Source organism: Paenibacillus sp. PastF-3 (genome assembly GCF_029893135.1).
Lineage (GTDB): Bacteria > Bacillota > Bacilli > Paenibacillales > Paenibacillaceae > Paenibacillus_AQ > Paenibacillus_AQ nitricinens.
Genome location: NZ_JARXWM010000006.1, coordinates 1 through 20,209, shown reverse-complemented (window position 1 = coordinate 20,209; position 20,209 = coordinate 1). Strand labels below are relative to the sequence as shown.

Below are 20,209 nucleotides of genomic sequence, written 5' to 3'. Positions count from 1 at the left end.
AATATAATGAAAGGCATAATTCTAGCAGGTGGTACAGGTTCACGATTATATCCATTAACAAAGGTAACAAACAAACATCTTCTCCCTGTAGGCAAGTACCCCATGATTTTTCATTCTGTATATAAATTAAAGCAAGCTGATGTAACAGATATTCTCATCGTTACGGGTAAAGAACATATGGGCGATGTGGTTAACCTATTAGGTAGCGGACGTGAAATGGGAGTTTGCTTTACTTACAAAGTACAAGATGAAGCAGGGGGAATTGCTCAGGCTTTGGACTTGGCAGAGCAATTCGTCGGGGATGATCAGATGATCGTTATCCTTGGTGATAATGTATTTGCCGATGATATTGCTCCTTATGCACGTAATTTCCGTGAGCAAAAGAAAGGCGCAAAGATCCTAATTCAGGAAGTTCATGATCCTAAGCGTTTTGGAGTGCCAGAATTGGATGGTAATCGGATTCTATCTATTGAAGAGAAGCCTAGTGAGCCCAAGTCTGGTTATGCAGTAACAGGGATTTATATGTTCGATAGTGAAGTGTTCAATATTATCAAAACGATTACACCTTCTGCACGTGGAGAATTAGAGATTACTGATGTTAATAATGCATATATTAAACGTGGAGAATTGACTTTTGATGTTCTTCAAGGTTGGTGGACGGATGCAGGTACACATGCCTCATTAGCTAAAGCACATAACTTGGCTCAAGACCTTCTATTTGGTGAAGAGTTCGGAAAACTGAAACTTTAGATGTGAAGGAGTTTTGCAATATGAAAGTTACCCCCTTACAACTACAAGGTGCGAGCATTTTAGAACCTGTGGTTCACGGTGACAAACGTGGATTTTTCATGGAAAGCTACAATGAAGAGATCATGCATAAGCTCGGAGTAAACTATAATTTCATTCAAGACAACCAATCCCTTTCTGCAGAGGTTGGTGTCCTACGAGGACTTCACTACCAACTGAATCCTAAAGCCCAAACGAAATTAATCCGTGTCTTAACCGGTGCTATTTACGATGTAATCGTTGATATCCGTCGTAATTCCCCTACATTTGGTCAATGGATCGGCGTAATTCTTAGCGAATATAACAACCGCCAACTTCTTGTACCGAAGGGCTTCGCACATGGTTTCTGTACGTTGGTCCCTAATACCCAAGTGTTATACAAGGTGGACGAATATTATTCCCCCGAAAATGATCGCGGCATATTATGGAATGATCCAGCCTTAGGTATTGATTGGCCGACTTCTAGTCCAGTATTATCGGATAAGGATCAGCATCATCCATTGCTGAAGGACGCCGAACTTAATTTTGAGTTATAAACACAATATTTCATGAAATAAAGGTGGGCTATAAATGAAACTGCTAGTTACCGGCGGAGCCGGCTTTATCGGCAGCAACTTTGTATTATACATGCTGCAACAACATCCTGATTATCAAATCGTTAACGTAGATGCGTTGACGTATGCAGGGAACCTGGAAAATTTGAAGTCAATTGAAAATCATCCGAACCACAAGTTCGTAAAGGCAGACATTACCGATGTAGCGGCGATGGACGCGCTGATAAGCCAAGGTGTTGATGTAGTGGTGAATTTCGCGGCTGAATCGCATGTGGATCGGAGTATTTTGGAGCCGGAAGTGTTTGTGAAGACGAATGTACTTGGAACACAAGTGCTTTTGGATGCGGCGAAAAAATACAGTGTCACCAAGTTCGTTCAGGTTTCTACGGATGAGGTATACGGATCACTGGGAGCGACTGGATTATTTACCGAAGAAACTCCTTTGGCTCCTAACAGTCCTTATTCCGCAAGTAAAGCAGGTGGGGACTTGCTTGTACGGGCATATCACGAGACGTTTGGACTGCCCGTGAACATTACCCGCTGTTCAAACAACTATGGCCCATACCAATTCCCTGAGAAGCTTATCCCACTAATGATCTCCCGCGCACTAGCTGATCAAGCGTTGCCTGTTTATGGCGATGGGATGAATATCCGCGACTGGTTGTATGTTGAGGATCATTGCAGCGCGATTGATTTAGTCATTCATGACGGTGTGAATGGCGAAGTTTACAACATTGGTGGTAATAACGAGCGTACGAATGTGCATATTGTAAACACGGTATTGCAGGAACTAGGCAAACCTGATTCATTGATTACTTATGTTCAAGACCGTCCGGGTCATGATCGCCGCTACGGTATAGATCCAACTAAGATTATGAACGAACTGGGATGGAAGCCGAAACATACGTTTGAAACAGGTATTAAAGAAACCATCCAATGGTATCTCAATAACCGCGAGTGGTGGACTCGTATTCAATCAGGGGAATATCAAAAGTACGCTGAATTACAGTATGGCGATCGTTTGGGAGAATCTCTATAATGGCTCAACTGAAGGTACTTGTTACAGGTGCGGCCGGACAATTGGGTCAGGATGTTGTTTTACTACTCCAGCATCAAGGTCACCATGTAATGGGCTGCGACCGTCAGGAGATGGATATCACCGATCTGGATCAGTGTATCCAGGTTATTGGTGAGTTTGGACCGGATGCTGTCATTCACTGTGCTGCGCATACGGCAGTAGATGCGGCAGAAAGTGACATCGATGCAGCTTATTTAATCAATGCAACGGGCAGTCGAAACGTAGCGCTAGCTTCTGAAAAAGCTGGAGCTAAGCTGGTGTACATTAGTACGGATTATGTATTTGATGGTTTGGGAGTACAACCTTACCATGAGTATGATAATACAGACCCTAAGAGTATATATGGTAAATCGAAACGTGCGGGTGAAGTGTTAGTTCAATCCCTTTCCTCTAAGTATTTTATCGTACGCACATCATGGGTGTACGGTAAATATGGTAATAACTTTGTCAAAACAATGCTAAAGCTTGGTCAAGAAAAGCCAATGCTTCAAGTCGTAGATGACCAAAAAGGTTCGCCTACCTATACAGTCGATTTAGCTCGTTTCTTGCTTGAGCTTGTCCAAACTGAGAAGTATGGTGTATACCATGCGTCAAATAGTGACTCATGTACTTGGTTTGAATTTACACAGGCGATCTTTGCAGAGGCTGAGGATATTTTGGGTTTGAAATTCACCGCTAAGCTTGAACCGTGTGCTACGGAACAGTTCCCGAGACCTGCACCACGTCCTCGGAATTCGGTGATGGAGCATCTATCGATACGTACGAACGGTTTTCAGGATATTCGACCTTGGCGTGAGGGCCTGAGAGATTTCCTCTTAGAGCTAAAAGAATAAGATAGTAGCAATTGAAACTCCCAAATCGTTCATAACGATGCGGGAGTTTTTTGTATTCTTTCGCTATAATAGGAAGGGAGTAGGTAGTTAACAAGAAATCACAAAGTCGAGGATACCCATGAACAACAAATCAGTTAGTGTACATATCGTCACCTATAATAGTGCTGACGACATCATAGATTGTATAGAGGCAGTAATGGCACAGGATTATTTGGTCAAAAAAATTGTCGTAGTGGACAACGCTTCAACTGATGGTTCGGCGGATAAGGTCAGAACGTTCTATCACCAGTTTAAATCGGACTCACCCGCTGCATTCTTGGTGGGGCATGAAGCTATGAACTCCGCAAGGGAGATAAAGCAATATCCAACAATTGACCTTCTGGAGAATGAGCTTAACACAGGCTTCGCCCCAGCCCACAACCAGGCGATAGCCGCAACGGAGACAGATTACGTGCTCGTCCTTAACCCTGACCTAACGCTGGCTCCAAACTATATCTCCAGACTTATCACACAGATGGAGAATAATCCACAGATCGGCAGCGCCACAGGTAAGCTTCTTCTAAAGAGCGATTATGGACTGGTAGACAGCACGGGTCTCCGTATGAACAGAGCTCGGCGTGCGTTTGATCGCGGTGCGGGTGAGCCAGCAGCCCAATGGACACAGTCTGGATCTGTAATTGGTGTATCTGGAGCGGCTGCGGTGTATTCTCGTCGGATGATCAACGACATTAGTGTCGATGGTGAATTTTTTGATGCGGACTTCTTTGCATATAAGGAGGACGTGGACGTCGCCTGGCGCGCTCAGCTCTTTGGCTGGCAAGCTTGCTATGATGCTGAGGCGATCGGGTATCATGAACGTGGCTGGAAAACGTCTGGCCGCAGCACCAAAGCGATGTTCATCCGACGAATATCTTACATTAACCGCTACAAAATGATCTATAAGAATGAACCTGCTCGAACGATGCTGAAGACAATCTTCATTGCTCTTCCCTATGAGCTTGCCGCGCACGGCTATATGCTTCTTAGAGAGCCGCAGTTAATCACAGCATGGAAATCCTTTTTCACTCAGCTCCCTGCATTAAAAAAGAAGCGGAAGTATATACAAACCAACATAAAAGAGAGAAAGAAACACAAAATCTAAATCGAATCTGGAAAAACCTCCCTGAAACGTCACCTCCTCTCAGGGAGGTTTTATGTTATAATTATTGTCGGTAGATTACTATATTTGTCAGGAGCGTTACGCAGTGAATGTAGATGTAAGTATACTTATTGTTAATTACAACACATGTCGCCTGACGATGGATTGTCTCAGGTCGGTATATGACTCAGAAACGAACTATTCCTATGAAATTATTTTGATAGACAATAATTCCCATGATGATTCGGTAGAGAAGATTAGTAGAGAGTTTCCAGGTGTAATGTTGATTGCAAATAAGGACAACGTCGGCTTTGCCCGTGCAAATAATCAAGGTATGGAGGCTTCATCCGGAAGGTATGTGCTTCTGCTCAACTCAGATACAGTAGTGCGTAAGGATACGCTGGAGACAATGATCTCCTTTATGGACAGTCGGCCCGATGTTGGGGCGTCAGGATGTAAGATTATTTTACCGGATGGTTCGCTAGATAAAGCCTGTAAGCGGGGATTTCCGACACCGTCAGCTTCCTTCTATTATGCTTTTGGATTTAGTAAGCTATTTCCGGATCGTCCGAGGTTTAATGGTTACCAGTTAGGATATTTGGACCCTGATCTTGATTACCCGATAGATTGTCTGGTTGGTGCGTTTATGCTGCTGCGGCGGGAGACGATTAACCAGGTGGGTGGATTGGATGAAGAGTTCTTTATGTACGGCGAGGATTTAGATTGGTGTTATCGTATTAAAGAGGCTGGCTGGGGGATTTATTATTATCCGAAGACCTCTATTGTACATCTTAAAGGTGGCAGTGCCAGACGCAGACCGTTTAAGATCGTCTATGAATTCCACCGGGCAATGATTTTATTTCATCGTAAGCATTATAGTAAGAAGTACAACAGTATGATAAATGGAACAGTATATGCTGGAGTTGGCGTGAAGTTCGCACTTTCTCTTTTGCGGAATGCCTTAATCTCTCCTAAAAGAGTTCCATCACCTGCACAGAGTCTTAACTCCGCTAATGAAACAGGTGCACGTAACGAAAAGAATACTGAGGTGAATTTATGATTCGGCGTAATCAGAAATTTTTGACACAGCTCTATATGGTGGCTGACTTTCTTGTTATCCAGCTGTCCTTCCTTATAGCCTGGTGGCTAAAGTTTAGAAGTGGTTGGATGGAGTATGAAAACCCGTTGCCTGTAGAGTCGTACGCTTACTGGAGTATGATTTATGGCGGAATTGCAGTGTTAATCGGTATACTGCTGTCGCTGTATTTGCCGAAGCGTAAGAAACGGTTTGTCGATGAATTCATTAAGATTTTCCAAGTGCATATTATGGGCATTTTCATTCTGCTTGGTCTGATGTTTTTCGTGAAAGAAATAAATATCTCCCGAACATATCTAGCTCTTTACATGGGATTGAACATTCTTTCTATTATGCTATACCGTTATGTACTGAAGAAAATGCTTAAATCTTTTCGCGAAAAGGGCTTCAACCGACAGTTTGTACTCATTATAGGCGCAGGAACGCTAGGCAAAAGATTCTACAATAATCTAGAACAGTACCCTGAGCTTGGGTACGAAGCGATTGGTTTCCTGGATGACTATCATACTTGGGATGGAATTGAAGAACAACGATATAAACCAATTCTTGGAACAGTTGACCAGTTGTCTGGAATGCTAGAGATGCTGCCTGTGGATGAGGTTATCCTTGCGCTGCCACTTGATGCGCATTCGAAGTACCCTTCAATAATTGCGGCCTGTGAAAAAGCAGGTGTACGCACACTGATTATCCCTGATTTTTTCGACTACTTACCAGCCCGCCCTTACTTTGATAACTTTGCAGGCATGCCAATGATTAATGTTCGTGATATTCCACTAGATATGACGGGGAATAAGATGGCAAAACGATTGTTTGATATTGTGTTCTCTTTGTTCGCAATTATTATGATCTCTCCAGTGATGCTTATCGTGGCTCTTGGTGTCCGGCTGACCTCTCCGGGACCGATTATATTCCGGCAGGAACGTGTAGGTCTGAACCGTCGTAATTTTATGATGTATAAGTTCCGCTCCATGAAGATGCAGCAGGATGGTGAAGAGGATACAGGCTGGAGTACGCGTGAAGATCCTCGCAGAACTCGGTTTGGTACTTTTATCCGTAAGACAAGTCTAGATGAGCTTCCGCAATTTTTTAATGTGTTGCTGGGACATATGAGTGTGGTGGGACCTCGACCAGAACGCCCATATTATGTGGAACAGTTCCGTGATGAAATTCCGAAGTATATGGTTAAGCACCATGTACGCCCTGGAATTACAGGTTGGGCACAGAGTAATGGACTCCGCGGTGACACTTCCATCGAGGAGCGGATCAAGCACGATATTTTCTACATTGAGAACTGGTCTTTACTGTTTGACATTCGAATTATTTTCAAAACGATTCGCAACGGCTTTGTCAACAAAAATGCTTATTGATTCCTGCACTTATTCAGATTTTCTAAAACTTTAATTGGATCCCCGTTTCTACCTATGGTAGAGCGGGGTATTGTTTTTCTATTGGTTTTATAATCTAAACTTCGCAAAGGAAACTCTCAACTATGGATAAGAAAAAGATTGTTGCTACCGTAATTGTAATTGGAGCTCTTATCATGTTACTTGTAATCGCTTTTAGTAATGAAGACGAACAGCCTGCAAGTGGTTTTGAGGCTCACAAGGTCGTAGCACATGCCATGGGTGGCATTAACGGTCATACATACACCAATGCCTTTGAAGCATTTGTTGCTAATTATGCACAGGGAACTCGTGTATTTGAAGTAGACTTGTTATTATCGGCTGATGATCAGCTAGTAGGCAGGCATGAGTGGTCAGGCAACATGAGTAAGCTTTTAGGTCAGTTGGATGTACTTCCTGCTAATAAACAAGGGGTAGTGCTAGATTATAAGGAATTCATGGACAGTCCAATCTTAAATATATACTCCCCGATCGATGTTGAGAAGTTGCTTGATCTGATGCAGCATTATCCAGATGCTTATATCGTGACCGATACGAAAGAAATCAAACCTGAACTTATAAATAAACAATTTACATTGTTGGTAGAAGCGGCGCAGCGCCGGGATCCAGCCATATTAGATCGAATCATTCCACAAATATACAATCAGACGATGCTGGATGAGATCAATAAGGTATATTCTTTTCCGGAAGTGCTCTACACCCTGTACCAATCCAAGGATACGGATGAACAGGTTATTGAGTTTGTAAATAAAACAGGTGTGGATATTACCATGCCAGTTAGCCGAGCCACCAAGAGCTTTGTTAAAAAGCTGAAGAAGGCTGGTGCTCGAGTATATGTTCATACAGTAAATGAAGAAAATGAAATTAGGGAGCTGGCCCGTATGGGCGTGGATGGTTTTTACACTGATTTTGTACCCGAAAAGGATTTGATTAACATCTCAGGTGTACGTTGAAATCGTAGACTACTTATTGCCATTAATATATCCCCACAAATTGCTGCTTTCCTTAGCGTGTATTCAGGTACTTTGCGGGGTTTCCCAAAATTTATATGCGAAAAAATGTTCGCATTTTTGTTCGCTTTAAATTGACACACCTGCTGTGCTGGCATAGACTAGATTTATATCTTTTGCGGCGGCAGGAGTGTCTTTGTCTTGCCCAAATGACTATTAAGGATGATTCTCATGAAATCAGTGCAGCAAATGATCAAACCTTGGCGGCATGTGTTTAAGCTTGACCCTGACCGGATGATTTTGGATGAGGATTTGGAGGCCGTTTGCTTATCTGGCACGGATGCCATACTGATAGGGGGCTCTACAGGAGTAACCTATGAGAACACAGTGGATCTCTTATCCAGAGTAAGACGGTTTGAGTTGCCCTGTGCACTCGAGGTGTCCGAACTTGAAGCTGCTGTGCCCGGATTTGATCTTTATATGATTCCAATGGTGCTTAATACGCCTGATCCAGCTTGGATTGTAGGCCATCATCGCCGAGCGATTGAACGCTATGGATTTATGATTCCATGGGATTCGTTACTAACGGAAGGCTATATTGTGCTGAATAGCGAATCTTCAGTTGCACGGATTACAGGGGCTGAGACGGCCATTGATGCTGAAGAAGCGGCAGCATATGCCCAGGTTGCGGACAGGCTGATGTCACTGCCGATTGTTTATCTTGAATACAGCGGTAGGTTCGGGGATATGGAGACCGTGCGGACGGTACGTGAAATGGTGGAGCAGGCTCAGCTTTTTTATGGAGGGGGCATTACTTGTGAGGAAGAGGCCGAGCAAGCAGCAGCTCTATGTGATACAGTAGTGGTCGGCAATATTATTTATAGTGATGTACAGAAGGCACTGCTAACAGTTGCGGCTGTGAAGAAGACAGTACAAGAGCAATTTGAGTAGTGGTTAGTCCAAGGACTACTTATGATTTGTGATTTTATATTTAGAAAGGAGCATGTTACACATGCAACTTATTAGCATACAAGATGCAGTGAGTCGACTGAATCCTCCACAAAGACAGGCTGTCGAAACTACTGAAGGACCCCTTTTGATTATGGCTGGTGCGGGCAGTGGGAAGACGAGAGTGTTGACTCACAGAATCGCCTGGCTGATTGCCAATCGAAAGGCGCCGCCTTGGGCGATTTTGGCGATTACGTTTACGAATAAAGCCGCGCGGGAAATGCAGGAACGGGTATCTAAGCTCGTTGGACCTGAGGGAAGAGATATCTGGGTATCCACCTTTCACTCTATGTGTGTGCGGATTTTGCGGAAGGATATCGAGCGGATTGGCTTTACCTCCAACTTCTCCATCTTGGACTCTACAGATCAGCTATCGGTAATCCGTAACTGTATGAAGGAACTGAACATTGATACGAAAAAATTCGAGCCAAAAGCTGTACAAGCTGTAATCAGCGCATCCAAAAATGAACTGATCACTCCAGCGCAGTATGAGCAGAAGGTTGGCGATTATTTTGAAGGCCTTATTGCTAAGGTTTATAAGATGTACCAAAGACGTTTGAGAAGCAATAACTCGCTGGACTTTGATGATTTGATTATGAAGACTATCGAATTATTTAAAGAAGTTCCCGAGGTTCTTGATTTCTACCAAAAGAAATTCAAATACATCCATGTAGATGAGTATCAGGATACGAATAGAGCGCAGTACATGTTATGCCGCATGCTAGCTGATAGCCACCACCGGATTTGTGTGGTAGGGGATAGTGACCAGTCGATTTATCGCTGGCGCGGAGCGGATATTACGAACATTCTTAATTTTGAAGAGGATTATCCAGAAGCGAAGACCATTCTTTTAGAACAAAACTATCGTTCGACCGCTAATATCCTGAATGCAGCGAATGGTGTGATCGCGCTCAATAGTGGACGGAAGCCGAAGAAGCTGTGGACCGACTCTGAAGAAGGCGCCAAGATTAAAGTGTACAGAGCAGATTCTGAGCATGACGAAGGGTACTTTGTAACCGGAGAAATTAGTAAGAATGTAAAACAAGGCCAAGCTTATCAGAATCACGCGATATTGTATCGTACGAATGCCCAGTCACGGGTAATCGAGGAAATTCTGATTAAATCAGATATTCCGTATCAAATTGTTGGCGGGATTAAGTTCTATGATCGTAAAGAAATCAAGGATCTACTGGCGTATCTACGCCTGTTGTCTAACCCTGATGATGATATCAGCCTGACGCGTATTATTAATGTACCTAAGCGGGGATTAGGGGATACAACGGTTGGCAAGCTGGCAGCTGCGGCTGGTGAACGTGGTGTTTCTATCTTCCGCGTACTGCAAACTGTTGATGATTTGGGCTTTGCCGGACGGACGCGGAATATGCTAGTAGAGTTCTACGATATGATTGAAGCTCTGCACCGTATGGTGGAGTTCTTGTCTGTAACTGAACTGACGGAAAAAATCTTGGAGATGTCGCAGTACCGTTTGGAGCTGCAAAATGAAAACACACTCGAATCTCGCTCCCGGCTAGAGAATATCGATGAGTTCTTGTCCGTGACGATGGAGTTTGAAAAGAATAACGAGGACAAGTCACTGGTCTCCTTCCTCACGGATCTGGCCCTTATCGCAGATATTGATAGTGTCAACGATGATGAAGAGGATCGTAGTGATGCTGTTGTGCTAATGACAATGCACAGTGCCAAAGGTCTGGAATTCCCGACCGTTTTTATCGTCGGTATGGAAGAAGGCGTATTCCCGCATAGCCGTGCTTTCCAGGACAATGATGAGCTCGAAGAGGAACGTCGGCTTGCTTATGTAGGGATCACACGCGCCGAGAAACAACTGTTTCTCTCCTGTGCACGGATGCGTACACTCTTTGGGCGGACGACGGCGAACCAGCCGTCCCGCTTCCTGGAGGAGATTCCAGAAGAGCTGAAGGAAGATACCGTTAAGACGAAGGACCGCTTCCAGCGCGGAGGCGCGGACGTAGGCGGTGCTTACGGCGGACGCGGCTTTAGCGGCGGTAGCCGTGGGAACTTTGGCGGCCGGGGCGGAGCGGCCGAAGCTACGTCGGCAGGCGGAAGCACGGCGTCAGCAGCGACAAGCAAGAGCAGCGTGACCGTAACCTCCGGAGGCGCTCAGCGCGCTACTGGAGCAGGGGCTGCAGCAGCTGGCGAATACAAAGCGGGTGATAAGGTTTCGCATGGCAAATGGGGCACTGGCACCGTTGTAGCTGTGAAGGGCACCGGGAATGATACGGAGCTACAAATTGCTTTTCCGGCACCAGTGGGTGTAAAACGACTGCTTGCAGGGTTTGCACCGATTACCAGGGTGGAATAATAGTAACAAACGATTAACGAACGGATATTTAGACCACGCTAACCATTAGGAAACTTATTGACGGAGGGATGTACCTGCATGGATGCTATGCATGTGATGGAAGAGCTTGTTGCAGAATTGAATCACTATAATTACCACTACTATACGCTGGATACACCGCTAGTCAGCGATAAGGAATACGATGTTTTATACGACAAGCTTGTAGCACTGGAGGCTGAGAGTGGCTTCGTGTTACCAGATTCTCCTACACAACGTGTAGGAGGAGATCTTCTTAAGGGCTTCACGCCGCATCGGCATCTGGCTCCGCTTTGGAGTCTGGATAAAGCACAGAATATCGAACAGCTGCGGAGCTGGAATACGCGGGTACTTCGCTTAGTGAATGAGTACAATCTTAAGAACCCAGGCAACCCTCTGCCTGATCCTTGTTATGCAGTAGAACTGAAGTTCGATGGCTTGACGCTAAATCTAACCTATCGGAATGGTGTTCTCGAACAGGCATCAACCCGTGGGAATGGTGTAGTGGGTGAAGGAATCCTTGCACAGGTGAAGACCATTAAGTCTGTTCCATTAACGATTCCTTTTAAAGAAGGGGTCATTGAGGTTCAGGGTGAAGGAATTATGAATCTGTCTGTGCTGGCTGATTATAATACACGGGCTGCAGAGCCGCTGAAGAATGCACGTAATGCAGCAGCGGGTGCACTGCGTAATCTTAATCCAAAGACGACTGCAGAGCGTCGGTTGAATGCTTATTTCTATAATGTAGGTTTTGCAGAGGGTGTAGATTTCGCAGATCATCAGAAGATGATGGATTTTCTGCGGAATAACAAATTCAAAGTAAATCCTTATCTGACTTACTGCAATGATTTCGATGATGTGACCGAACAGCTTGCTGGAATCGAGGAGAGTCGTTCAAGTCTTGATTACCTGATCGATGGAGCCGTAATTAAGGTGACGGATTTCCGTATCCGTGAGGTTCTTGGTTATACGGATAAGTTTCCACGCTGGGCGGTGGCTTATAAATTTGAAGCGGAAGAAACAACGACCGTGCTAGAGTCTGTTAGCTGGAATGTTGGACGTACAGGTAAAGTGACTCCGCTGGCTCGTGTTGAGGCTGTAGAGCTTGCTGGAGTTACCGTACAGAATTGCACCTTGAATAATGTGGGCGATATTGAGCGCAAAAACTTGAAATTCGCCTTAGGCTCACGAGTGTTTATTCGGCGCTCTAATGATGTTATCCCGGAAATCCTCGGCAAAGTAACAGAAGAGAATGACGGTGAAGAGATCATTTTTCCTGAAAATTGTCCGGCTTGTGGATATCCGCTGGAAATGCGCGGCGCGCATCTTTTCTGTAACAATAAGCTGAATTGTAGGCCGCAAATAGTTAGCCGGATTACTCATTTCGCTTCGCGTGATGCTATGGATATTGAGACGTTCAGTGAGAAGACGGCAGGCCAGCTCTACGACGAGCTTAATGTACATGACTCTGCCGATCTGTATGAATTGTCCTTTGAGCAGCTTGTACAGCTAAATCGTTTTGGAGAGAAAAAAGCACAGAATTTGCTGCAAGCGTTAGAAGATAGCAAGGGGCGTGATCTCGCTTCGTTCCTCTTTGCGTTAGGTATTCCTAACACAGGAAAAGCAACAACCAGGATGCTGGCCGATCATTTCCGCGATTTGGATGCTGTGATGCAGGCTAAAGCAGAGGAACTCGCTGAGTTACCGGACATTGGCGGGATTGTCGCCGAAAGCATTGTTAACTTCTTCGCAGATCCTATCGTTGTGGCGAACGTTTCGCGGCTGCGCGCGCTTGGGGTTGAAGCGAAAGCTCCTGAGGCACCACGTCCTGTTAGTACGAATTCCTTCTTTAGCGGAAAAACGGTAGTGTTGACCGGTTCGTTACAAAAGCTTACCCGAGACGAAGCCGCTGAACGCTTAGAAGCACTTGGAGCGAAGGTATCCGGTAGTGTATCCAAGAAGACGGATTTAGTTATTGCCGGCGAGAAGGCAGGTAGTAAACTGGCCAAGGCGCAGCAGCTGGGCATTCAAGTCATTGAGGATGAGGATGAGCTGATTCGATTGCTGGAGATGTAAGCATAGTTATACTAGAACCTCAAAAGGTTCCAGTTCCATTTCGTTTAAGTACGAGAGGAGCTGGAACCCTTTTTTGCGTATTCTTCTTATTGTCATTCGATTGATCTGCTAATATATAAGCTATAGATACTTATTACTCTATTTGAAAGGATACCCCTTCCGTGAAGAGAGAGACGATATTGTTAGTAGATGATGAGAGGGAAATTGTAGAGCTGTTATCGATTTATCTCAGCAATGAGGGCTACCGGCTGCTTAAAGCCTATGATGGGTTGGAAGCGCTGGCGTGTCTGCAGAAGGAAGAAGTGGATTTAATTATTCTTGATGTCATGATGCCTAAGATGGATGGACTAGCGGCATGTATGAAGATCCGTGAAGCGCGGAAGATGCCGATTATCATCCTTTCAGCCAAAAATACCGATATGGACAAAATCTCAGGACTGAGCATAGGAGCGGACGACTACGTGGGCAAGCCTTTTAATCCTTTAGAGATTGTGGCCCGCGTCAAGTCACAGCTGCGTCGTTACCACGCATTTAATAAGGATAATAGTAGCTTGGGGAGTGAAAGTAAACTGAACTTTGAAGATTTAACCATAGATACGTCTAAGCATGAGGTACATGTAGATCTACAGAAGATTAAGCTGACTCCGCGGGAATTTTCTATTCTAGAGCTTTTGGCAAGGCACCAAGGTCAAGTGCTCAGCTTAGAACAGATTTACGATAAAGTGTGGAATGAACCATTTTTAGATGGAGGCAATACAGTTATGGTACATATTCGTAATCTCCGCGACAAAATTGAAATCGATTCAAAGCGCCCGCGTTACATACAAACCGTCTGGGGAGTTGGCTATAAATTAGATGGACCTTCCTGAAAGGATTAGGTGAGGCTTCTTGAATTCGAAATATATAACAACGATCCGGTGGAAGTTTATATTTGCATTTTTACTTAGTGTACTTTCCGGTGGTTTGTTACTTATGGCTGGCTACCAGCTCGTTAATTTTATGATCTATCTGAATCCAGCTCCAGAGTCGGCTCCCTATTCACGTATCTTACGCTGGATCATTAATCATATTGGCTCTGTGCCACTACTGACCGCAGCCGGGATTATCAGCTTTTTGCTGTTCTTTTTTATCTATACTCGTAAAGTAGTGCTGTATCTGGAGGAGATCACCAAAGGGATTCAGGAAATCACGAGCTCAGGGATGACTCACCGCATTGAGGTCAGAACATCGGACGAGTTGGGTGTGCTGGCTGAGAATATTAATGAAATGGCTGAGCGTTTGCAGCACTCCGTGGAAGAGGAACGTAAAGCTGTGAATGCGAAAAATGACTTGATTACTGGCGTTTCACACGACTTACGAACCCCACTCACCTCTGTCCTCGGCTTTCTGGAATATATCGAGCAAGATCGATGCCAGGAAGAAGTAGAAATACGATATTACGTGAGCATAGCCTACAACAAATCCCTTGTGCTGCGTAAACTGATCGACGATCTTTTTGAATATACACGCGTAAATAGTGGGGAATACCCTCTGGCTATGGAGCGATTAGATTTAAAAGCATTTATACGGCAGTTAGCGGAGGAGTCGGTTCCTGAACTAACAAAGGCTGAAATGACCTACGAGATCGATGACCAAGCTGATGAGCTGTGGATAGAGGCTTCCCCTAAAGAATTAGTTCGTGCTTATGAGAATTTGATTACGAATGCAATCCGTTACGGGAGAAGCGGCAAAAAACTGGAGATTGGTTTCAGTAAAAAGGGAAATGAAGCGATTGTCCGCATTAGCAACTTTGGAGAGAGGATTGCAGAGAGCGATATTCCGTTTATTTTTGAACGATTTTATCGGGCAGAGAAGTCCCGTTCACAGCATACAGGCGGTTCAGGCTTAGGCCTTGCCATTTCAAAAAGTATCATCGAACGCCACAATGGCGTTATTTATGTAGAAAGCTCCCCACTTCGCACGGATTTCATCACCTGTTTCCCCTTCTTCATAGAATCTTAAGAAAACTCTAGGCAGGTTCTTAAGATTTGGAAGCTATCCTTGAAATATAAGAAAGTATAAGCTTCAAGCTATACTTTATCCTTATATTTTTCGAAGAAATGCTTATCGTCCTTAAAAAGGACGCCGAAGGCGTTTCTTCTTATGAGCACAAGGAGGGATTACTATGCACAAACTTCGGACGGTTCGCATCCATTATCTTTATGTTTTTATAGGGAGTGCTCTTTTGAGTGCTGCCTTTCTTTTTGCTGTCCAGCGGGTTGTTGCTTTGCTGTATGCACATTATTCGGGGCAATCAGGCGTCTTTTTTGTTCGTCTTATCCATTGGACCATTAATCATATTGGAACAATCCCCAGCGCCATAATTCTATTTGTTCTATTCTTCAGCGGGTTGTTTATTCTCCGTTCACAGAAAATTGCCGATGATTTGCACACGGTATTGCTTGGAACCTCAGAGTTAGCAGATAAGGGAGTAACAAAAGAAATCAAGGTCCTCTCCGGAGGAGAATTAGGGCAAATCGTCGCTAACCTGAATCGCATGCAAAGAATTGAAGTTCCAAATAGAGGCGTAGCACCAGAAACGATGCAGGACACACCAGCAGTAGCTTTATTGATAAGAACTCGGGCAATTCTCCGTGCTCTCCGTGAGGTAGAGGATGCTGACAATATGGATGATGGGATGGAAGCCCAAGCACTTCTTGAAGCAGCGAATGTTGAAGCCCGTAGTATGGAGCGGTTCTTAGAGAACCTGATTATAGAGTCATGAATGCCGTTACCGAAAAAAAACAAAGTGTAGCCCGTTCAGGCAAGGATGGCAGATGGATCATGCGTACCCGGATACTCCGTCTGGGGTATTTATTATTTGATGGGAGTGTCATTGGAATAATAATAGCGCTCGTGGGTTTGCTTTACATATTTCAATACGGCGGGCAAGTGGTTGAGCAGCAAGAGGATAAACTTCAGCTGCCGGAATCGAGCATCATTAAGGCCTCGGATGGGACGACATTACGAAGGATCCCTTTACCGGGCTCGGGGTATAGACATTCAGCGGAGCTGGAGGAGATGCCTGCATTATTGATCAATACGTTTTTAGCGGTGGAGGACCGGCGCTTTTATAGCCACCAGGGGTTAGATTATAAAGGGATTTCTCGCGCTTTTCTAAATAATATTGTGGATATGGATCTCTCCGAGGGCGGGAGTAGTATTACTCAGCAGCTAGCACGCAATCTTTATTTGAACAGGAACAAGAATGTCATACGTAAGCTAAATGAAGCATCCATTGCTCTTGCATTAGAGAGACAGTTTACAAAACGAGAGATCCTAGGGCTTTACCTCAATCAGATTTATATGGGGCGTGGGCAATATGGAGTAAAGGCAGCTGCGGAGCGTTACTTCGGCGTATCCGATTTAAAAAAACTAGAAATATGGCAAATCGCCACCCTAGCGGGAATTCCTAAAGGACCGTCTATTTATAATCCGGTAGATAATTGGACATTATCCAAAACAAGAAGGGATCTCGTTCTACAGATTATGTTAGATCAAGGACTGATCACTAATGAACAAATGCTTGAGGCTAGAGATAAACAGTATCAACCTCCTGCTACAAAAAAAGAAGAAGTCATCGGCGTTCATTATGTGGATTCTACGCTTAAGGAAGCGGCTCAGATCACTGGGAAGTCTGTGGAGGAGCTTCGAACGGGTGGCTACACTATCGTTACAGGGTTGAACATTAAAGCGCAGCAGGCGCTAGAGCAGTCTTTTCTTAAAGATTCTTCTTTCCCGCCTGACGGAAAAGATCAGCAGGTAGAAGCAGCTATGACGATCATGGATCATCGTACAGGTGAAGTGGTAGCATTGATTGGTGGACGTGAACATAACGAGGGGAGCTTGAATAGAGCTACAATTGATGCGCGGCAACCTGGGTCCAGCTTCAAGCCGATCATTGACTATGGACCCGCACTAGAAAGCGGGAAGTATAGCCCGGATAGCATACTGTCTGATCGCAAATACGCTTATGGAAGCTATGTACCTGAGAATTTGAATGGAGTGTACCAAGGTAAGATTACCATGAACACAGCGCTACAAAAATCCATAAATGCGCCAGCCGTCTGGCTTTTGAAGCAGGTTGGAATTTCATCTGCGCGGCAATTCGCAGCCAAATTAGGAATTGTACTGACGGAGGAGGATAACCATTTATCAATAGCTTTGGGAGGGCTTCATAACGGAGTATCTCCACTTAAAATGACACAAGCCTACGGTGTCTTTGCTAATGGAGGTAAACTGAATGAGGCTCATATGATACGCACGATAATGGATTCAAAAGGGAAGGTCGTGTATTCACATCTCTCCGAATCACGGCAGGTAATCTCGCAGCGAACCGCAGAGGCAATGACGATGATGCTCCGTAATGTTGTCAATGAAGGAACAGGCAAAAAAGCACAAATGAACAGACCTGTAGCAGGGAAAACCGGAACAACCCAATTGGATTTGCCTGGCGTAAGCAAGAAAGCTAATCGGGATTTGTGGTTTGTTGGTTATACTTCGGAATGGACAGCTGCAGTGTGGATGGGGTTTGATCGTACAAATAGGGATAATTATATGACAGAGGGCAGCGGGAAGGCTGCCGCTCTATTTTCTGCAGTCATGAGTAAGGCGTTAAGTGGTTACTGATTTTACTGATGTTTATTGAGCGGCCCATTCTTCTAGTTTCTCGTCTCTAGGAAGCAGGAGAGCAAGGAAACCAAGAAGAGGGAGGAATCCACAAGCAATAAACACTTTTGAAATTCCAATGCTGTCAATCAGATTGCCGAGTACCAAAGAGCCAATTCCTCCGAGCCCAAAAGCAAGACCAGTGATTAACCCTGAAACTGTTCCGATATTGCCTGGATAAAGCATCTGAGCGTAGATTACAGTAACGGAGAAGCTGGACAAAAGGATGAAACCACCAATCAGCAGGAGAATAGCTGCCCACATTTGGTTCACAAAGGGTAGAGCCAGCGCAAAGGGCACTGTTCCGACCATAGAAAGAAGGATGAGATTACGCCGTCCGAAGCGGTCAGCCAGTGGGCCTCCAAAGAATGTACCGACAGCTCCAGCTGCCAGATACATAAAAATATAGATTTGGGCCTTATCAAGCGTCATTTGATATTTGTCCATTAAATAGAAAGCGTAGTAACTGCCGATAGAAGCGCCGTACCAAGATCTTACAAAGACTAGGAACACAAGGATGATAGTTGCCGTGCGAATACTTTTGCGGCGGGCAGGATCGATTGCGCGTGCGGTTGATTTCTTATGAAACGTATATCCCGCATCCAGCATCTCCCGATACCAGCGAGCGACATAGGTCTGGACGGCAATTCCGGCAGCCGCAACGATAGTGAAGCCAAGAGCCCCGATCTGCCCAAAGGGAATGAAAATCCATTTTGTAAGCATTGGACCTAGAGATTGCCCGGCATTGCCGCCGACTTGAAAAATAGATTGCGAAAGACCTTTCCGCTGACCGGCAGCCATATGAGCCACACGCATGCCTTCCGGATGAAAGGTAGCAGATCCGAAGCCGATTAACATGACGGAAAACAATACAAGGATATAGTTGTTGGCATAAGCCAATAAAAGTACGCCTAAAAATGTGCTGCACATGCCCAGTGGTAACAAAATAGGACGAGGTTTGCGATCAGCGGCATATCCGATGACTGGCTGGATCACTGAGGACGTCATGTTTAAGGCGAAGGAGATCCACCCAATTTGAGCAAAGGAGAGCATCAGGTTATCTTTAAGAATAGGGAAGATTGCAGGGATAACTGCCTGAATAGAATCGTTAAATAAATGAACAAAGCTGACAGCCAGCAAAATCTTATAAATTGTTGCTTGCTGCAGATTACGCTGCTCCTTGTCCTTAGTGTTTGTTTGGCTCGTAGCAGTAGATGGATTGTTTTTCATTTAGACTCCTTTCGTACGTATCATTAGAAGTTAATATATGGGATTACGATAGATTCTATTTAGCCACAGATTATGAATTATTGGAATCAATTTGTGTTGGTTTGTGTTAGTTTGAAAGTATTTATTCGTAGATTATTTTTATTTCAAAAAAAGCTTGCAAACATAAGAACGGCATGGTATATTATCTCTTGTGCTTATGACGCATCGAACAAATGAAACACAAACGATGAAAAAATAAGTTGACAAGAAATACGACAACATGATATACTAAAATTCCTGTGCAAGAGACATTGAATGTCGAAATGCTAGGAGCAAGTTCTTTGAAAACTGAACAAATGGAACGCGTTAATTTTTAAAAAGATTCATTTAATGAATCGTCAGTTTCAAAATGAGCATATCGCTCTTTTCAATACTAATTGGAGAGTTTGATCCTGGCTCAGGACGAACGCTGGCGGCGTGCCTAATACATGCAAGTCGAGCGGAGTTATTTTGAAAGCTTGCTTTCAAAATAACTTAGCGGCGGACGGGTGAGTAACACGTAGGCAACCTGCCCCTTAGACTGGGATAACTACCGGAAACGGTAGCTAATACCGGATAATTTCTTTCTTCTCCTGAAGAAAGAATGAAAGACGGAGCAATCTGTCACTGAGGGATGGGCCTGCGGCGCATTAGCTAGTTGGTGGGGTAACGGCCCACCAAGGCGACGATGCGTAGCCGACCTGAGAGGGTGAACGGCCACACTGGGACTGAGACACGGCCCAGACTCCTACGGGAGGCAGCAGTAGGGAATCTTCCGCAATGGACGAAAGTCTGACGGAGCAACGCCGCGTGAGTGATGAAGGTTTTCGGATCGTAAAGCTCTGTTGCCAGGGAAGAACGTCCGGTAGAGTAACTGCTACCGGAGTGACGGTACCTGAGAAGAAAGCCCCGGCTAACTACGTGCCAGCAGCCGCGGTAATACGTAGGGGGCAAGCGTTGTCCGGAATTATTGGGC

The 20,209-nt window shown here is 44.8% G+C and carries 16 protein-coding genes and 1 rRNA gene; 16 read left to right on the top strand and 1 reads right to left on the bottom strand.

The features are described 5' to 3' along the window. Positions 1 to 6 precede the first annotated feature (6 nt). The 15 genes from M2444_RS13615 to M2444_RS13545 all read left to right on the top strand — a co-directional run bounded on the left by M2444_RS13615 (position 7) and on the right by M2444_RS13545 (position 17,946). Positions 7 to 750, top strand: a complete 744-nt coding sequence (locus M2444_RS13615) for a sugar phosphate nucleotidyltransferase (protein ID WP_280787217.1) — start codon at positions 7 to 9, stop codon at positions 748 to 750. Between the two features lie 20 nt (positions 751 to 770). Then, complete coding sequence (gene rfbC / locus M2444_RS13610) at positions 771 to 1,322, top strand: dTDP-4-dehydrorhamnose 3,5-epimerase (protein ID WP_280787216.1); 552 nt, start codon at positions 771 to 773, stop codon at positions 1,320 to 1,322. 34 nt (positions 1,323 to 1,356) lie between these two features. Beyond that, positions 1,357 to 2,379, top strand: coding sequence for a dTDP-glucose 4,6-dehydratase (gene rfbB / locus M2444_RS13605; RefSeq protein ID WP_280787215.1), 1,023 nt, complete (start codon positions 1,357 to 1,359; stop codon positions 2,377 to 2,379). 8 nt (positions 2,380 to 2,387) lie between these two features. Beyond that, the gene (rfbD, locus tag M2444_RS13600) at positions 2,388 to 3,251 is read left to right on the top strand and encodes a dTDP-4-dehydrorhamnose reductase (RefSeq protein WP_280787381.1); all 864 of its coding nucleotides are present in this window, start codon (positions 2,388 to 2,390) and stop codon (positions 3,249 to 3,251) included. Positions 3,252 to 3,369: 118 nt separating this feature from the next. Further along, positions 3,370 to 4,392 (top strand): glycosyltransferase family 2 protein, encoded by a 1,023-nt coding sequence (locus M2444_RS13595; RefSeq protein ID WP_280787214.1) that lies wholly within the window; start codon positions 3,370 to 3,372, stop codon positions 4,390 to 4,392. 157 nt (positions 4,393 to 4,549) lie between these two features. Continuing rightward, a complete protein-coding gene (locus tag M2444_RS13590) occupies positions 4,550 to 5,449 on the top strand; it encodes a glycosyltransferase family 2 protein (RefSeq protein WP_481857501.1) in 900 nt (299 codons plus the stop codon). Next, on the top strand, positions 5,446 to 6,852 hold the full coding sequence (locus M2444_RS13585) for an undecaprenyl-phosphate glucose phosphotransferase (RefSeq protein ID WP_042192233.1): 1,407 nt from the start codon (positions 5,446 to 5,448) through the stop codon (positions 6,850 to 6,852). Before M2444_RS13590 ends, M2444_RS13585 begins: the two co-directional genes overlap by 4 nt. 122 nt (positions 6,853 to 6,974) lie before the next feature. Next, on the top strand, positions 6,975 to 7,841 hold the full coding sequence (locus M2444_RS13580; protein ID WP_094870814.1) for a phosphatidylinositol-specific phospholipase C/glycerophosphodiester phosphodiesterase family protein: 867 nt from the start codon (positions 6,975 to 6,977) through the stop codon (positions 7,839 to 7,841). A gap of 228 nt (positions 7,842 to 8,069) precedes the next feature. Next, the gene (gene pcrB / locus M2444_RS13575) at positions 8,070 to 8,789 is read left to right on the top strand and encodes a heptaprenylglyceryl phosphate synthase (protein ID WP_179281620.1); all 720 of its coding nucleotides are present in this window, start codon (positions 8,070 to 8,072) and stop codon (positions 8,787 to 8,789) included. Positions 8,790 to 8,850: 61 nt separating this feature from the next. Further along, a complete protein-coding gene (gene pcrA / locus M2444_RS13570; protein WP_094876502.1) occupies positions 8,851 to 11,187 on the top strand; it encodes a DNA helicase PcrA in 2,337 nt (778 codons plus the stop codon). A gap of 78 nt (positions 11,188 to 11,265) precedes the next feature. Beyond that, entirely contained in the window at positions 11,266 to 13,278 is a 2,013-nt protein-coding gene (ligA, locus tag M2444_RS13565) for an NAD-dependent DNA ligase LigA (protein ID WP_280787212.1), read from the top strand. Positions 13,279 to 13,439: 161 nt separating this feature from the next. Further along, entirely contained in the window at positions 13,440 to 14,147 is a 708-nt protein-coding gene (locus M2444_RS13560; RefSeq protein WP_280787211.1) for a response regulator transcription factor, read from the top strand. Between the two features lie 19 nt (positions 14,148 to 14,166). Beyond that, positions 14,167 to 15,279 carry a sensor histidine kinase gene (locus M2444_RS13555; RefSeq protein ID WP_256990457.1) on the top strand — a complete coding sequence of 371 codons (1,113 nt, stop codon included), beginning with the start codon at positions 14,167 to 14,169 and terminating at the stop codon, positions 15,277 to 15,279. A gap of 163 nt (positions 15,280 to 15,442) precedes the next feature. Continuing rightward, the gene (locus tag M2444_RS13550) at positions 15,443 to 16,042 is read left to right on the top strand and encodes a hypothetical protein (RefSeq protein ID WP_280787210.1); all 600 of its coding nucleotides are present in this window, start codon (positions 15,443 to 15,445) and stop codon (positions 16,040 to 16,042) included. 59 nt (positions 16,043 to 16,101) lie between these two features. After that, positions 16,102 to 17,946: a transglycosylase domain-containing protein gene (locus tag M2444_RS13545; RefSeq protein WP_280787209.1), complete on the top strand. Its 1,845-nt coding sequence runs from the start codon at positions 16,102 to 16,104 to the stop codon at positions 17,944 to 17,946. A gap of 12 nt (positions 17,947 to 17,958) precedes the next feature. Here M2444_RS13545 and M2444_RS13540 read toward each other — a convergent pair whose 3' ends face one another. After that, positions 17,959 to 19,215, bottom strand: a complete 1,257-nt coding sequence (locus M2444_RS13540; protein WP_280787208.1) for an MFS transporter — start codon at positions 19,213 to 19,215, stop codon at positions 17,959 to 17,961. Between the two features lie 413 nt (positions 19,216 to 19,628). Between M2444_RS13540 and M2444_RS13535 the strand changes: the two genes are divergently transcribed. Further along, positions 19,629 to 20,209: ribosomal RNA gene (locus tag M2444_RS13535) — 16S ribosomal RNA — on the top strand; the annotation flags it as partial.

What these genes read in the sequence shown, in the direction of transcription:
- M2444_RS13550 (WP_280787210.1), top strand. Translation starts at nt 15,443, where the DNA reads ATGCACAAACTTCGGACGGTTCGCATCCATTATCTTTATGTTTTTATA.
- rfbC (WP_280787216.1), top strand. Translation starts at nt 771, where the DNA reads ATGAAAGTTACCCCCTTACAACTACAAGGTGCGAGCATTTTAGAACCT.
- M2444_RS13540 (WP_280787208.1), bottom strand. Translation starts at nt 19,215, where the DNA reads ATGAAAAACAATCCATCTACTGCTACGAGCCAAACAAACACTAAGGAC.
- pcrA (WP_094876502.1), top strand. Translation starts at nt 8,851, where the DNA reads ATGCAACTTATTAGCATACAAGATGCAGTGAGTCGACTGAATCCTCCA.
- M2444_RS13545 (WP_280787209.1), top strand. Translation starts at nt 16,102, where the DNA reads ATGCGTACCCGGATACTCCGTCTGGGGTATTTATTATTTGATGGGAGT.
- M2444_RS13615 (WP_280787217.1), top strand. Translation starts at nt 7, where the DNA reads ATGAAAGGCATAATTCTAGCAGGTGGTACAGGTTCACGATTATATCCA.
- rfbB (WP_280787215.1), top strand. Translation starts at nt 1,357, where the DNA reads ATGAAACTGCTAGTTACCGGCGGAGCCGGCTTTATCGGCAGCAACTTT.
- ligA (WP_280787212.1), top strand. Translation starts at nt 11,266, where the DNA reads ATGGATGCTATGCATGTGATGGAAGAGCTTGTTGCAGAATTGAATCAC.
- pcrB (WP_179281620.1), top strand. Translation starts at nt 8,070, where the DNA reads ATGAAATCAGTGCAGCAAATGATCAAACCTTGGCGGCATGTGTTTAAG.
- M2444_RS13580 (WP_094870814.1), top strand. Translation starts at nt 6,975, where the DNA reads ATGGATAAGAAAAAGATTGTTGCTACCGTAATTGTAATTGGAGCTCTT.
- M2444_RS13595 (WP_280787214.1), top strand. Translation starts at nt 3,370, where the DNA reads ATGAACAACAAATCAGTTAGTGTACATATCGTCACCTATAATAGTGCT.
- M2444_RS13590 (WP_481857501.1), top strand. Translation starts at nt 4,550, where the DNA reads ATGGATTGTCTCAGGTCGGTATATGACTCAGAAACGAACTATTCCTAT.
- M2444_RS13585 (WP_042192233.1), top strand. Translation starts at nt 5,446, where the DNA reads ATGATTCGGCGTAATCAGAAATTTTTGACACAGCTCTATATGGTGGCT.